At 69.1% G+C, this 14,232-nt stretch carries 11 protein-coding genes; 8 read left to right on the top strand and 3 right to left on the bottom strand.

The genetic code is table 11. From position 1 onward, the window contains the following. Positions 1–6 precede the first annotated feature (6 nt). The 3 genes from tagF (at position 7) to H7A85_RS01845 (ending at position 3,504) form a co-directional block, all read left to right on the top strand. The gene (gene tagF / locus H7A85_RS01855) at positions 7–1,329 is read left to right on the top strand and encodes a type VI secretion system-associated protein TagF (RefSeq protein WP_182084178.1); all 1,323 of its coding nucleotides are present in this window, start codon (positions 7–9) and stop codon (positions 1,327–1,329) included. After that, entirely contained in the window at positions 1,326–2,210 is an 885-nt protein-coding gene (locus H7A85_RS01850) for a hypothetical protein (RefSeq protein WP_182084177.1), read from the top strand. The genes tagF and H7A85_RS01850 overlap by 4 nt, the downstream gene beginning before the upstream one ends. Before the next feature lie 151 nt (positions 2,211–2,361). Further along, a complete protein-coding gene (locus H7A85_RS01845) occupies positions 2,362–3,504 on the top strand; it encodes a polysaccharide biosynthesis/export family protein (RefSeq protein WP_182084176.1) in 1,143 nt (380 codons plus the stop codon). 15 nt (positions 3,505–3,519) lie between these two features. Here the strand turns inward: H7A85_RS01845 and H7A85_RS01840 are convergent, their stop codons facing one another. Continuing rightward, positions 3,520–5,466: an EAL domain-containing protein gene (locus H7A85_RS01840; protein WP_182084175.1), complete on the bottom strand. Its 1,947-nt coding sequence runs from the start codon at positions 5,464–5,466 to the stop codon at positions 3,520–3,522. Positions 5,467–5,711: 245 nt separating this feature from the next. On the opposite strand from H7A85_RS01840, the gene H7A85_RS01835 reads away from it, so the two are divergent. The 5 genes from H7A85_RS01835 to H7A85_RS01815 are packed head-to-tail and all read left to right on the top strand — an operon-like array spanning position 5,712 to position 11,861. Beyond that, complete coding sequence (locus H7A85_RS01835) at positions 5,712–7,307, top strand: peptide ABC transporter substrate-binding protein (RefSeq protein ID WP_182084174.1); 1,596 nt, start codon at positions 5,712–5,714, stop codon at positions 7,305–7,307. 55 nt (positions 7,308–7,362) lie between these two features. Beyond that, on the top strand, positions 7,363–8,286 hold the full coding sequence (gene oppB / locus H7A85_RS01830) for an oligopeptide ABC transporter permease OppB (protein WP_182084173.1): 924 nt from the start codon (positions 7,363–7,365) through the stop codon (positions 8,284–8,286). After that, positions 8,279–9,445, top strand: a complete 1,167-nt coding sequence (locus tag H7A85_RS01825) for an ABC transporter permease subunit (protein WP_182084172.1) — start codon at positions 8,279–8,281, stop codon at positions 9,443–9,445. Before oppB ends, H7A85_RS01825 begins: the two co-directional genes overlap by 8 nt. After that, positions 9,445–11,082 (top strand): ABC transporter ATP-binding protein, encoded by a 1,638-nt coding sequence (locus H7A85_RS01820; protein ID WP_182084171.1) that lies wholly within the window; start codon positions 9,445–9,447, stop codon positions 11,080–11,082. The genes H7A85_RS01825 and H7A85_RS01820 overlap by 1 nt, the downstream gene beginning before the upstream one ends. A gap of 14 nt (positions 11,083–11,096) precedes the next feature. Continuing rightward, the gene (locus H7A85_RS01815) at positions 11,097–11,861 is read left to right on the top strand and encodes a class I SAM-dependent methyltransferase (protein ID WP_182084170.1); all 765 of its coding nucleotides are present in this window, start codon (positions 11,097–11,099) and stop codon (positions 11,859–11,861) included. Here the strand turns inward: H7A85_RS01815 and H7A85_RS01810 are convergent. Then, the gene (locus tag H7A85_RS01810) at positions 11,858–12,955 is read right to left on the bottom strand and encodes a DMT family transporter (protein ID WP_244630877.1); all 1,098 of its coding nucleotides are present in this window, start codon (positions 12,953–12,955) and stop codon (positions 11,858–11,860) included. The two genes, H7A85_RS01815 and H7A85_RS01810, sit on opposite strands and share 4 nt — an antisense overlap. A 27-nt stretch (positions 12,956–12,982) precedes the next feature. Next, positions 12,983–14,227: a type III PLP-dependent enzyme gene (locus H7A85_RS01805; RefSeq protein ID WP_182084168.1), complete on the bottom strand. Its 1,245-nt coding sequence runs from the start codon at positions 14,225–14,227 to the stop codon at positions 12,983–12,985. Positions 14,228–14,232 lie beyond the last annotated feature (5 nt).

Genomic DNA, 14,232 nt, shown 5'->3' with positions numbered 1-14,232 from the left:
GGGCGCATGGGCGAAGGCGGCACCGGCTTCTTCGGCAAGGTGCCGAGCCAGGGCGACTTCGTCGCCAGCCGTTTCGACCGCGCACTGCGCGACGGGCTCGATCGATGGGCGCAGCGCGCGCTGGCGCAGGTGCGGCGCGAGCGGGGCGAGGCGTGGAAGCGCTCGTTTCTCGCCATGCCGCCCTGGCGCTTCGCGCTGGGGGCGGATCTGGCCGGCGGCGAGCCGGCGATCGGCGTCATGGTGCCGAGCCAGGACCGGGTCGGGCGTCCATTTCCCCTGTTTCTCGGCATGCGGGTGGCCGATCATCGGGGTCCCGTGCGCTTTCTGGCCCGCCAGCGCCGCTGGTTCGAGGCTGCCGAGGCGCTGGCGCTCGGCGCACGCGGCGCCGCCCTGCCGCTGGACGGTCTCGAACGTGCGGCCCAGGCTCTGCGTCCCGATCCGGCTTCCGTCGCGGCGGACGGTGCCGAGCCCGCCCATCCGCGCGAAGGGGAGCGCTCGTTCTGGTGGACCGACGGGCAGGGCGTTTCGCCCCGACGTTTCGCGGCGAACGGTTTTCCGGCGCCCGAAGAGTTCGGCCACTTCATCGACGCCCCGACGCCCGCGCGCGAGCGAAACGGCGAGCGGGAACCGGCCGCCGTCCTGTCACCCGTTCCAAGGCCTACGAGCCGGCACCCGCAATTTCTCGCCGCCTCCCGCAGCCATCCCGGCACGCGGCTCCGGGTGAACGCCGACGCCGTGCTGGTTTCCGAGCCCGGCCACCTCCTCGCCATCGCGGGCGGCCAGGGCTCGCTCACCGGCTCGCCCGCCCCCGCCCGCCTCGCGATCGAGCGGCTCGCGCGCATCGCCCCCTTCCCGCGCATCGCCGACCTGACGGCCGAAGCCAAGGGCGAGCTCGGCAACGCCAACACGCTGCTGCGCCGCGAGGGAGCGAGCACGCTGCCGGCAGGCGGCATCGGCGTTCTGGCCCTCCTTCTGGCCCCTGACGGGTTCTCGGTGGTCTGGGCCGGGGACCTGCGCTGCTATCTCCTGCGCGCGGGGATGATGCGCTGCCTGACACGCGACCATCTCGGCATCGGACTCGACCGGCGGCTGACGCGCTCGCTCGGCGGGGCGGCGCAGTTCGCCTGCGACGTCGCGGGCGGCCCCTTCGAGACGGGCGACGTGTTCCTTCTCGCCACCGCGTCCCTGACGCGCAGCTTGAGCGAGCGCGATATCGCCGCCCGTCTTCTCGGCAGTTCGCCCGACGACGCCGCGCGCGCCCTCGTCGACGACGCCTTGGTCGCAGGGGTGCGCGACAACGTTTCGGTGATCGTGGCGGCCGTTCCGTGATCTCCGGCTTCGCCGAGGTCGCGGCGCGCCTTGCCGACCTGCGCGGGGCACTGGGAGCGATCCCCGAGCCGAGCGATCGGCGCATCGCCCTCGATGCCGTGCGCGACGCCCTGGACCGGGGCGCCGAACCGGCAGCCGGGGCCGAGATCGTCGCGGGAGGCTACGCCCGCGAGTGCCTGCTTCACGAAGGCCCCCTTTTCGAGGTCCATCTCCTGCGCCAGCGCGACGCCGGCACGCTCCACGCCCTGAAGACCCCTTGCGGTGATCGGGCGAGCGATCCCCTGCTTCGCCGGCTGATCCTCGACGAAGCCGCCCATCAGGGGCGCGTCGCTCATCCCGCCTGCCTCGCCTTTCGCGCGCTCCTGCGCCTTCCCGACGGACGGCCGGCGCTTCTCACCGACCACGTGGAAGCCCCGACGCTTCAGGCGATCCTCGACCAAGGACCACTCGACGCCGAGGCAGCCCTCGCGCTCGCACGGCGCCTCGGCGAAGCGCTCGCGGCCGTTCACACGGCCGGGATCGTCCATGGCGACGTCAAGCCCGGCAACGTCTTCCTGCCCGGCGGCAAGCCCGAAGCCGCGGTGCTGTTCGACTTCGGTCTCGCGCGCCCGATCGGCGCGCCTTGGCGCCGCGAGGACGTAGAACGGGCGCAAACGCCTCGGTTCGCCGGTCCCGGAAGGCAAGAGCCGGATGCCCTCGCCGGCCCCGCCGACGATCTCTGGTCGCTGGGTCGGCTTCTTGGCGTCGCCTGTTCCACACCCTCCTTTGCCCTCAGCGCGCTCGTTGCGGCGCTGACCTCGCCCGAACCGGCCAACGGATTGCGGAGCGCATGTGAAATCGATGGTTTTCTGGGCGATTGCGGCACCGATGACACAACCTGAGGGAAAAGATATGTGGGCCCAGCCACAGATCGGCAGGGTGCCCTATGATCGCTGGTGGACACCCTCTGTCTGCCGCATAGAAGGTCGGACACCGAGCCGAATCGACGCGGGGTCTGCCATCGGCTCCGGCCATGTTCCGAGAAGGCTTTCGATGCTGCGCGCCCACTTCCCGCACCGCCGTCCCCATCGCACCGCAGCCGCGCTCCTTCTTCTTTCGGCATCGCTTGCCGGCTGCGCCTCGCCGGGCGCGGGACCGAGCGCCAACGCGCTGGAGAATTCGGTGCGGATCGCCTCCACCGGGCAGGCGCCGATCGTCGATCTCACCGCCTACAACATGCCGAGCGCCCCGCGCGGCGGGCAAGGCGGTCTGGCGCGGCTCGCAGGGCCCAAATTCAACGGCGGCACGCTTCGCCCGGGCGACACGGTGACGGTCCGCATCTTCGACACGGGCGAGGACGGGCTTCTGTCCACCGCCTCGTCCTCCTCGCTCGATCTCGGCTCCTTCAAGATCGACGAGGCGGGATATGTCGACCTGCCCTATGCCGGGCGCCTGCGTGCGGCGGGTTCGACGCCCTCGGCCCTGCGCAACCGTATCGCGGGCGGTCTCAAGGGCTCCTCGATCTCGCCGGAAGCCACGGTCTTCGTCTCGGAAACGGGCGGCAGCGGCTTCACCGTGAACGGCGGCGTCAGGCAGGCCGGCCGTTTCAACCTGACGACGCAGGGCGAGCGCGTTCTCGACGCCATCGCCATGGCCGGCGGACCGGCCTCGCCGTCCGGCGAAACCGAGGTCACCGTGATCCGGGGCGGCGATCGTGCCTCCGCCCCGATGGACCGCCTGCTTGTCGACCAGAGCGAGAACATCTACGTCCAGCCCGGCGACCAGATCTTTCTCGGCCGCGACGCCACGAGCTTCACCTCGTTCGGCGCCTTCGCGAGCCCCGGCGAGTTCAACTTCCAGCCGGGCGAGCTGACGCTTGCCCAGGCGGTCGCGCGCTCCGGCGGCCTCCTGAACGACCGGGCCAACGCCAGCCGGGTCTATCTCCTGCGCTCGGAGCCTTCGTCCGTCGCCCGCAGCCTCGGCATCCTGCCCCCCTCCGACACGTCGGGCGGCTCGGTACCGGTGATCTACCGGGTGGACATGAAGCAGCCGGCTTCCTTGTTCGCCATGCAGAGCTTTCCCGTGCAGAAGGGCGACCTTCTCTACGTGCCGAACTCGGCGGGCGCCAACATCCGCCAGTCGCTTAACCTGTTCCAGGCTCCGCAGCAGCCGAGCGTCCCCGCCCCGCCGCAATAGGCATCCGTCACCGGATCACGAACGCATCGCCCGCCGTCCGTCGCCTTCGGTCTCCCGGCCGGAAATCAGCCGGAGAAGTTCGTCGATCGGCATCGGCTTGGCGCCGTGGTAACCCTGGAAGGCGTCGCAGCCGATCTCCTTGAGATGCGCCAGCTGGTCCGCCTCCTCCACCCCTTCGGCGATGCACCGCAGCCGGAGCGACTGGCCGAGCGCGACCACGGCCGCGAGCAGGTGCCGGCGCCCGTCCGCCTTGGGTCCCGACACGAAGCTGCGGTCGATCTTCAGCTCGTCGATCGGCAGTTCGTTGAGATGCCCGAGATTCGACTGGCCCGTGCCGAAGTCGTCGAGCGCGATGCGCACGCCGAGCGTATGGAGAAGGTGGAGCGATTCGCGGGCCAGCGCGAAATCGCGGACCACGGCCGTTTCAGTCAGCTCGAAGACGATGCGCGACGGGGCAAGGCCCGACATGCCGATCGCATGGGCGAGGGCGAGGATGGTCTCGTGCGAGACGATATCGTGCGCCGACAGGTTGAACGACATGCGGATATCGCCCGGGAGGCGGGCGGCGTGGCCGAGCGCCTTGGCGAAAAGCCTGGTGGTCAGGTGATGGGTGATGCCGCAGCGCTCGGCGAGCGGAATGAACACGTCCGGGCGCACCGGACCGAGGAGGGGGTGGGTCCAGCGCGCCAAAGCCTCCACCGACAGGATGCGCCCGCTCGCGACGTCGAAGATCGGCTGGAGATGGATGGCCATTTCCCGCTCCACGTCGCAGGACTGGAGCGCGGCCTCGATGGCCTGCTCGGATAGCCGGCTGCTTTCCAGCTGCGGCGAGTAGAGCGTCGCGAGGCCGCGCCTTGATTCCTTGCTGTAGTAAAGGGCGTAGTCCGCCCGCTCGTAGAGCAGCGAGTGAGTGCCCTCACCGTCCTCGGCAGTCGCCACCCCGCAGGAGGCGCCGATGGTGATGACGAGATCGCCGATCCGGTAGGGCTCCGACAATCGGACGCACAGGTCCTCGGCGATCGCCATGGCCCGCGACGCAGGCACCGGCACGAGAACGGCGAACTCGTCGCCTCCGAGACGCGCGATCATGCCGGGCGCGGGGCTGATCGCCTGCAGACGCTGCCCGACCGCCTCCAGAAGGCGGTCTCCGACGAGGTGGCCGAACGTGTCGTTGGCCGCCTTGAAGCGGTCGAGATCGATCATCCCGAGCGAGAGGTCGCCGCCCCCCGCGCTCCGCTCCTGTCCCATCCGCGTCAATTCGGCGAAGAAGGCATGCCGGTTGGGAAGACCGGTCAGGGCATCGGTATGCGCCAGGATCGTCATCTGCCGATGCAGGCGATCCAGTTCGGCGCGCGAGCGCACGAGATCGAAGAAGGCCGCGAAGCTGTTGAGGAGAACCCGCGCGACCACGAGGGTGACGAGAAAGATGTTGAAGGCGATCGCCCCGTAGACGGCGCTTTCCGACAGGAGATAGTGGCTGAGATAGGCGACCGTGACGATGGTGGCGATGCTGAGCGCCGCCTGGGGCAGATGCATCAGGCAGAAGATGCAGCCGATTACCGTGATGGCGATGAAGATCGCGACGTGCGCCCGCTCGTCCGAGTGGCCGTATGCGCTCATGCGCAGGGCCCAGATGACGTAGAGGAGCGCCAGCACCACGGCGAGAACCGTGGTGATGCGGAGCTTGCGCACGATGCGCTCGGGCGGAACGTCGGCGGCGGCCGGGCGCAGCCATGCCGCCATGCGCACGATGCTGACGGTGACGAGCGCGCCGGGCACCAGGACGGTCATCCACCGGGGGGCGAAGGCGAAGTGCGTGTAGGAAAGGGCCAGCGCGTTGACGCTCAGGAGAGCGTAGAGAAGCGGCACTTGCCGCCGCAGCTCCCGGTGCTGGGCGCAAAGAAGAGCGGGGTCTTCCCCCTCAAGACAAAGCCAGCGAACGAGATGCATGAGGTGGGGCATGTGTCACCGGTCCATTGCGGCCTCACTCTACCGCAAACCGATTACAGACCCGTTTCCGATCGCCTTTCCGACAATCGACTCTTGCGCTGGGCCCGACGCGCCGCCCGCGTCGAAAGCCAGGGATCGTTTGCTCCCCTTACTTGCGCGTCAACGGAAGGTCGTGCTTGGATCGCCCCTTCCGCATGTCCGGTCGAGCCGGGATCACCCGAAGGCTCCCGGCATCCAACGATCGGAGACGACGCCTGATGAACCGACGGTCCTTGTCTGCCCTTGCCGCCGCCGCCCTTCTCGCCACCACGATGCTGGCCGGCCCCGCCCTCGCGCAGACGCTGCACCGCGCCAATGGCGGCGAGCCCGAATCGCTCGATCAGGCCCGCACCTCGACCAATGTGGAGGCCTTCGTTCTCAAGGATCTCTACGAGGGGCTGACGATCTACACCGCCGACGGCAAGATCGCGCCGGGCGCGGCCGAAAGCTGGCAGGTGTCGGATGATGGCACCATCTACACGTTCAAGCTGCGCGCCGACGCCCAATGGTCCAACGGCGATCCGGTGACGGCGGAGGACTTCGTCTACTCGCTGCGCCGCTTGGAGACGCCCGAAACCGCGGCCGGCTACGCCAACGTCCTGTATCCCATCCGCAACGCGGAGGCCGTCAACAAGGGCGAGAAGCCCGTCGAGGAGCTCGGCGCGCGCGCCGTGGACGCCAAGACGCTGGAAATCACCCTAGAGCGCTCGACGCCGTTCTTCCTCGAGCTTCTGGCGCACCAGACCGCGCTTCCCGTGCACAAGGCCACCGTCGAGGCGCAAGGGGCCAACTTCGTGCGGCCCGGCGTGATGGTGTCGAACGGCGCGTTCAAGCTGACCGAGCAGGTCGCCAACGACCACATCACCCTGTCCCGGAACGAGAACTACTGGGACGCCGGCAACGTCAAGCTGGAGAAGGTGATCTTCTATCCGATCGACGACGTGGCCGCCTCGCAGCGGCGGTTCCAGGCGGGCGAATTGGATGTCGTCCTCAACTTCGCGGCCGACCAGCTCGACTTCCTGCGCGGCGAGTTCAAGGACGAGGTTCGCGTCACGCCTCGCCTGTCGACCGAATACTACGCCTTCGACACCCGCACCCCGCCCTTCGACAACGCCGACGTGCGCCGCGCGCTTTCGATGGCGATCGACCGTGACTTCCTGTCGGAGGAGATCTTCAACGGCGCGCGGCTGCCTGCCCTCTCGCTGGTGCCGCCGGGCCTGGAGGGCTACGGCGAGCCGTCCAAGCCCGACTTCGCCGACAAGGACCAGCTCGACCGCGAGGACGAGGCGCTGAGCCTGATGGAGGCGGCCGGCTACGGCAAGGGGGGCAAGCCGCTCGAAATCTCGATCCGCTACAACACCAACACCGACCACGAGCGCATCGCGACCGCCATCGCCAACATGTGGACCACCCAGTTCGGGGCGAAGGTGACGCTGTCGAACTCCGACATCGCCTCGCACTACGCCTATCTGCAGGAAGGGGGCGCCTTCAACGTGGCGCGCGCGGGCTGGGTCGCCGACTACGCCGACGCCGAGAACTTCCTGTCGCTGACCACGACGGGCAACGGTACGTTCAACTATCCCAAATGGTCCAACCCGGACTACGACAAGCTGATGGCCTCGTCCTACGGGGAGCAGGACCCGGCGCGGCGCGCCGCCATCCTGCACGAGGCCGAGACGCTGCTCCTCAAGGAACAGCCGCTCGCCCCGCTCCTCAACTCGGCCTCGCTCTGGCTGGTGTCGGACAAGGTGTCCGGCTGGGCCGACAACGCCGCCGACGAGCACCTGTCGAAATATCTCTCGGTCGCCCGCTGATCCGGCGCAACCCATGGGCGGCCTGACGGTCGCCCACCCTTCCCGAGAGATCCCCATGCTCCGCTTCGTCCTGAACCGCCTCTTGAGCGCGGTGCCGACGGTGTTCATCGTCGTCAGCATCTCGTTCTTCCTGATCCGTCTCGCGCCCGGCGGCCCGTTCAACCTCGAGCGCCCCCTGCCGCCGCAGACCATGGCCAACCTGATGGCCACCTACCAGCTCGACCAGCCGCTTCTCGTCCAGTACGGGACCTATGTCGCCAACGCGCTGCGCGGCGACTTCGGCCCGAGCTTCATCTACCGCGACTATTCGGTGGCCGAGCTGATCCTCCAGGCCCTGCCCTATTCGGTGACGCTCGGCCTCTGGGCGCTTTTGTTCGCCGTGGTCGGCGGCACGGTGGCCGGGGTCGTCGCGGCGCTGCGCCAGAACGGCTGGGTCGACTATCTCGTGATGGGGGTGGCGACGATCGGCATCACCGTGCCGAACTTCGTGGTCGGTCCGGTGCTGACGCTCGTCTTCGCGATCATCTTCTCGCTGCTTCCGGCCGGCGGCTGGGGCGGGGGCGGCTTTCGCAACCTCCTTCTGCCGGTGATCGCGCTCGGCCTGCCGCAGCTCGCCGTCTTCGCGCGTTTGACGCGCGGCTCGATGATCGAGGCGATGCGCACCGACCATGTGCGCACGGCCAAAGCCTACGGCCTGCCTTGGCGCTCGGTGGTCGTCACCCACGCCATGCGCGGCGCCATGCTGCCGGCCGTCACCTATCTCGCGCCCTGCTGCGCGGCGCTTCTGACCGGCTCCACGGTGGTCGAGACGATCTTCACCATTCCCGGCGTCGGCCGCTACTTCGTGGAAGGGGCGCTCAACCGCGACTACACGCTGGTGATGGGAACGGTGGTGCTGATCTCGGTCTTCATCATCGGCTTCAACCTTCTCGTCGACCTCGTCTACGCCCTGCTCGACCCGAGGATCCGCCATGACTGATCTGGCTTCCACGACGCCCGATCCCGGCCCGCTGCCCGGCGACCTGCCGGAAACGACAGCCGAAGCGCGCGGACGCTCCCTGTTCCAGCTGGCGCTCCTGCGCCTTCGTCGCAACCGGGCGGCGATGACGGGGCTCTTGGTCCTTGTGCTCGTGTCCCTGTTCTCGTTCGTCGGTCCGCACCTGTCGAACCACCGCTACGACGAGGTGTTCCCGTCCTATGTCGCGGTGCCGCCTTCCCTCCAGCCGTGGCCGCGCACGGAAAGCCTGGAAGGCGTCGTCGAGGGCGTGGCGCGGCGCGCGCGCGTCGAGCTCGCCGCCTTCGAGATCGAAAACGGCGAGTTCCGGGCGACGATCCGAAACGACGAGCCGATCGATCCGCGCGTCCTTCGCTATTTCGACCGGGTGAACGAGCTGACGGGCGCCAGCCGGATCGCGGAGACGCGCGAGGACGGTCGCGAGGTCGTCGTCGCCGGCGGCGTGTCGCAGCAGTATTTCCCCTTCGGCACCGACCGGAACGGGCGCGACCTCATGGTGCGCACCATGGTGGGCGGCCAGATCTCGCTCGTCATCGGCATCCTCGCCAGCCTCGTGTCGCTCGTCATCGGCGTCGTCTACGGGGCGGTGTCGGGCTATGTCGGGGGGCGGGTCGACAACCTGATGATGCGCCTCATCGAGATCCTCTACTCCCTGCCCTTCGTCTTTCTCGTCATCATGCTGGTCGCCTTCTTCGGGCGCTCCTTCGTCCTGATCTTCGTCGCCATCGGCCTCGTGGAATGGCTCGACATGGCGCGCATCGTGCGCGGGCAGACGCTGTCCATCAAGCGGCGCGAGTTCGTGGCGGCGGCGGAAGCCATGGGCTTGTCGGACGGGCAGATCGTGCGCCGCCACGTCGTACCCAACACGGTCGGGCCGGTGGTGGTGTTCGTCACGATCGTGGTGCCGAAGGTCATCCTCCTCGAAAGCTTCCTTTCCTTCCTCGGCCTTGGCGTCCAGGCGCCGTTGACGAGCTGGGGCGCCCTGATCTCCGACGGGGCGCAGACGATCCAGGCGGCGCCCTGGCTCCTCGTCTTTCCCGCCATCCTCTTCTGCGTGACCCTGTTCGCCCTGAACTTCATCGGCGACGGCTTGCGCGACGCCTTCGACCCAAGGGACCGCTGATGCCGGCCGATACGGTTCTCTCCCTTTCCGACCTGCGCGTCGCCTTCGACACGGAGGACGGCACGCTGGAGGCGGTGAAGGGCGTGTCCTTCGACGTCCGGCCGGGCGAAACGCTGGCGGTCGTCGGCGAATCGGGGTCGGGCAAGAGCCAGACCATGATGGCCGTCATGGGGCTTCTGGCCTCCAATGGACGCGCGTCCGGCTCGGCGCGCTATCGCGGTGAGGAGATCCTCGGCCTCTCGCCCGCGCGCCTCAACCGCTATCGCGGCTCGCGCATCTCGATGATCTTCCAGGAGCCGATGACCTCGCTCGACCCGCTTTATCCCGTGGGCAAGCAAATCGGCGAGGTGATCCGATACCATTCGCCCTTGCGGGGGCAGGCCGTTCGCGCCCGCGTCCTGGAGCTTCTTCGCCTCGTGGGCATCCCCGAGCCGGAACGGCGCATCGCGTCCTTCCCGCATGAGCTATCCGGCGGCCAGCGCCAGCGCGTGATGATCGCGATGGCGCTCGCCAACGATCCCGAGCTCCTGATCGCCGACGAGCCGACGACGGCGCTCGACGTCACCGTCCAGGCGCAGATCCTCAAGCTTCTGGCCGATCTCCAACGCCGGCTCGGCATGGCGATCCTGCTGATCACCCACGATCTCGGCGTGGTGCGCCATTTCGCCGGCCGCGTCGTCGTCATGCGGCGCGGCGAGATCGTCGAGGAAGGTTCGAGCGAGGCGATCTTCTCAGCCCCGCGCCACGACTACACGAAGATGCTTCTGGCCGCCGAGCCGGAAGGCGGCAAGGCACCCCCGCCCGCGGATGCGCCCACGGTTCTCCAAGCCGCGCACGTCGTCGTCGACTACGACCTGCGCGGCACGCGCGGCCTGTTCGCCAAGGGGGGCGACAAATTCCGCGCGGTGAACGACGTGTCGCTCACCCTTCGCAGCGGCCAGACGATCGGCGTCGTCGGCGAATCGGGATCGGGCAAGTCGACGCTCGGGCGCGCGATCTTGCGCCTCCTGCCGAGCGAGGGCACCTATCGCTTCGAAGGGAAGGACATATCCCGGGCCGATCGGCGGCGAATGCGCCCGCTCAGGCGCGAGCTCCAGCTGATGTTCCAGGATCCGTTCGGCTCCTTGAGTCCGCGCCTCACCGTCGGGGAGATCGTCACCGAAGGGCTTCTCGTCCACGAGCCCGGCTTATCAGTTGCCGAGCGCTCGGCCCGGGCGGGCGCGGCGCTGGAGGAGGTCGGCCTGCCGCCCTCAGCCCGCAACCGCTATCCGCACGAGTTTTCCGGCGGGCAGCGCCAGCGCATCGCCATCGCCCGCGCCGTGATCCTAAAACCCAAGGTCGTGGTGCTCGACGAGCCGACCTCCGCGCTCGACCGCTCGGTGCAGGTGCAGATCGTCGAACTTCTGCGCCGCCTGCAGCGCGAGCACGGGCTGTCCTATGTCTTCATCAGCCACGATCTCGGCGTGATCCGCGCGATCTCCGACCATATCCTCGTCATGAAGGACGGTCGCCTCGTCGAGGAAGGACCGACGGAGGCGATCTTTTCCGCCCCGCGAGAAGACTATACACGGAGCCTGATCGCCGCTGCCTTCGACGCCAAGCGCCCGCGCGAGGCGGCGCCGGCCCCCGCGGCCTAAGAAGGATCAACAGGATGAGCCGCAGCCAGCACGATCTCGCCGTCGCCCAGTTCAGCCCCCAGGCCGGTGCCTATGTCGCCAGCGCCGTCCATGCGGGCGGTGCCGATCTGGAAGCCCTGCGCGCCTTGAGCCTCGCCTCCCGCCCGGCCCGCGCGCTGGATCTGGGAACGGGCGGCGGGCACGTCGCCTATGCGCTCGCGGCGGGCGCGGGCGAGGTGGTGGCCTGCGATCTGTCGCCCGACATGATCGCGGCGGTGGAGGCGGAAGCGCGTCGGCGCGGCTTGTCGAACGTCACCGGCCGGGTGACGGCCGCCGAGCGCCTGCCCTTCGAGGCCGGGAGCTTCGATCTCGTCGCCAGCCGCTTTTCCGCCCACCACTGGGCTTCGCTGTCCCAAGGTTTGAGCGAGGCGCGCCGCGTGGCGAAGGCCGGCGCCAGGGCCGTGTTCGTCGACGCCGTCGCCCCGCCGGCCGCCGCGCTCGACACCCATCTCCAGGCGGTCGAACTGCTGCGCGACCCCTCGCACGGGCGCGACTATCGCCCCGGCGAATGGGTGAGCGCGCTGGAGGAGGCCGGGTTTCGGGTCGAGACGATGCGCAGCTGGCGCTTGCCCATGGAGTTCGCCTCTTGGACGGCTCGCATCGGAACACCGCCTGCCATGGCGAGCGCCGTGCGCGCCCTTCAGGACGCGGCGTCGGGCGCGGTCCGCGAGCATTTCGCCATTGAGGCGGACGGCTCGTTTCTGCTCGACGTCGCCTGGTTCGAGGCGGTGGCGGCTTAAGACGCCGTCTCGAAATTGCGCTGAACCGCCTCGGCGTCCAGAACGCGCCAGGCGATCAGCGTCCGGGCGACGAGCCGGTCGGTTTCCGGGCATCTCGCGCCCGCCGCCGAGAGTTCGATCAGCCGAAGGCTGACGGCCAGAAGCTCGGCCTCGATCTCCTCTCGGCCCCCCGGCGTCAGAACGGGCGATGCGAGGGCGGCCGCGGGCGCGCGCTCGAACAGGCCGCAGCTGCCGACGACGCCGCCCGCCACAACGAGGAGGCCCGCCAGCGCCAGCGTCCACGACAGTTCGCCCTGACCGACCATCGCCACCAGCGCGGCGCCGATGAAGGGCTCGACATAGGAGATCGCGCCGAGCGCCTGGATATCGCCGCGCTTGACGCCGTAGTCCCAGAAATAGAGCGCCAGCCCCATCGGCAGAGTGCCGAGAAGCGCGATCGCCCACCAGTCGGCGGCGCTGGGGGCCACCCATTCCTCCAACGAGACGTGGAGCCCCAGCGACAGGACGGCGGACGCCGCATAGAACACGCCGAGCGCCGAGCTCGGCACGTCGCCGAAGGAGCGCGACAGGATGGAGTAGCCGCCCCAAAGCGCGGCCGAAACGCCGATCACCGCAAGATAGAACCCGGCATCTGCGAATTGCGAAGCCGCCTCGCCGCCCCCGTCGATCAGGAGGAGGATGCCGGCGAAGCCAAGCCCGGCGCCGATCAGGTGCCACCACCTCAGCCGCTCGCCCGGCAGAAGCGCCGAGCCGAGAACGATGATCAGCGGCGTCGTCCCCTGGAGAAGGGCAGCCGCGGCCGGCGGCGCCTTCTGCGTCGCGTAGTAGATGCAGGCATGATAGGCGACGAGCGAGCCGACGGTGACGATCCAGACCCGGGGCGGCTGGCGGAAGGCCGCGCGCGGATCGTCGCCGGTGATCCACCAGACGAGCGGCGACAGGAGGGCCGCGAACACGAAGGCGAGCCCCACCGTCTCGAGCGGCGGGATCTCGGTGGTGAAGGTGATGAGCACCGTTTCCGATGCCCAAAGCACGATGCCGGCGACGCCGAGGATCGAGGGAAGAAGCCGGGGCGTCCGGGACGGGGGTCGCACGGGATGGGTCCCTCGATCGGGCATGGCTCAGTCGCCGATCCGCACGATCTGGTCGAGATGGAAACCGTTGAAGCGCGTGCGCATCGACAGGCTGTAGGCTCCCATCATCCCGATCTCCAGCCAGTCGCCCTCGCGAACGTCGTCCGGCAGGTGGAAGGGCGCGCCGAGCACGTCGTTGGAATCGCAGGTCGGCCCGAACACCTTGAAGGCGGCGGTGCGGGCGGAGGCCGGCGGCCCGTCGGGGCGCACGATGCGCACCGGGCGGTTCTCCTTCGGGTGGCCGAGTTCCTGAAGCGAGCCGAAGACGCCGTCGTTGAGGAAGATCGTCTGCCCCCGGCGCACCACGACCTGGGCGACGACGCTGCCGCCGGTGGCGACGAGGCTGCGTCCCGGCTCGCACATCAGCATGCAGCCCGACCGCAGGCCGAGCCGCCCCCGGCCGTGGATGATCTCGGCGATGTAGCGCTGGAGCGGCGCCGGATCGTCGCCGGGATAGGGCGCGGGAAAGCCACCGCCGACATTCAGGACGCTGAGCGGCACGCCGGACTTCTTCGCCACCTTGCCGGCCAGCTCCAGCGCGGCGCCGAAGGCGTCGGGCGACAGGCACTGCGAGCCGACATGGAACGAGATGCCGGTCTTCACGCCGCGCCGGTCGATGAGGCGCAGAAGCTCGGCCGCCTCCGCGGGCGGGGCGCCGAACTTGGTGGACAAGGCGTAGCGCGCCTCGCGCGAGGGCGTGGCGAGACGCACCGCGATGATGAGATCGCCGCCCGGCCCCGCTTCCTCCAGGATCTTTTCGACCTCGGCCTCGCAGTCCACCGTGTAGAAGCGCATGGCGAAATCGCGGCTCGCCACGCGGATGGCCTCGCGCGTCTTCACCGGATTGTTGAAGAACTGGCCGGCAGCCTTGCCGAACAGGGCGTCGATCAGGCGGACCTCCTCCAGCGAGGCCACGTCGAAGTCGCGGATTCCGGCCTGATAGAGCGTGTCGAGCACGAAGGGATGCGGGTTGCACTTCACTGCGTATAGGGCGCGCGCCGGCAGGCCCTTGAAGCCTTCGGCGGCCTTTCTCAGCTCGCTCGGAATCATGCAGAAGACCGGCTCGGACGGCTGGAGGTCGGCGACGACCTGATCGACGCTCGCGAACGCGGGCAGCGGCGCACCGAGCGTCCGGCTCCGCGCGAAGGCAGGGCCGGCGGCTTCCACCCTGGCCAGTTGATCGGTGACGGTGAGGGACGGACGCGCGTCGTCCAGGGCCCGGAGTGCCGACATGGTGG

Origin of the sequence: Aureimonas sp. ME7 (assembly GCF_903970965.1) — a bacterium.
Taxonomy (GTDB): Bacteria; Pseudomonadota; Alphaproteobacteria; order Rhizobiales; family Rhizobiaceae; genus Aureimonas.
This window is presented reverse-complemented; position numbering and strand designations above follow the sequence as displayed.

Excerpts from the sequence above, each read along its gene's own strand:
- tagF (WP_182084178.1), top strand. The coding sequence starts at position 7 with ATGGGCGAAGGCGGCACCGGCTTCTTCGGCAAGGTGCCGAGCCAGGGC.
- H7A85_RS01845 (WP_182084176.1), top strand. The coding sequence starts at position 2,362 with ATGCTGCGCGCCCACTTCCCGCACCGCCGTCCCCATCGCACCGCAGCC.
- H7A85_RS01840 (WP_182084175.1), bottom strand. The coding sequence starts at position 5,466 with ATGCCCCACCTCATGCATCTCGTTCGCTGGCTTTGTCTTGAGGGGGAA.
- H7A85_RS01835 (WP_182084174.1), top strand. The coding sequence starts at position 5,712 with ATGAACCGACGGTCCTTGTCTGCCCTTGCCGCCGCCGCCCTTCTCGCC.
- oppB (WP_182084173.1), top strand. The coding sequence starts at position 7,363 with ATGCTCCGCTTCGTCCTGAACCGCCTCTTGAGCGCGGTGCCGACGGTG.
- H7A85_RS01825 (WP_182084172.1), top strand. The coding sequence starts at position 8,279 with ATGACTGATCTGGCTTCCACGACGCCCGATCCCGGCCCGCTGCCCGGC.
- H7A85_RS01820 (WP_182084171.1), top strand. The coding sequence starts at position 9,445 with ATGCCGGCCGATACGGTTCTCTCCCTTTCCGACCTGCGCGTCGCCTTC.
- H7A85_RS01815 (WP_182084170.1), top strand. The coding sequence starts at position 11,097 with ATGAGCCGCAGCCAGCACGATCTCGCCGTCGCCCAGTTCAGCCCCCAG.
- H7A85_RS01805 (WP_182084168.1), bottom strand. The coding sequence starts at position 14,227 with ATGTCGGCACTCCGGGCCCTGGACGACGCGCGTCCGTCCCTCACCGTC.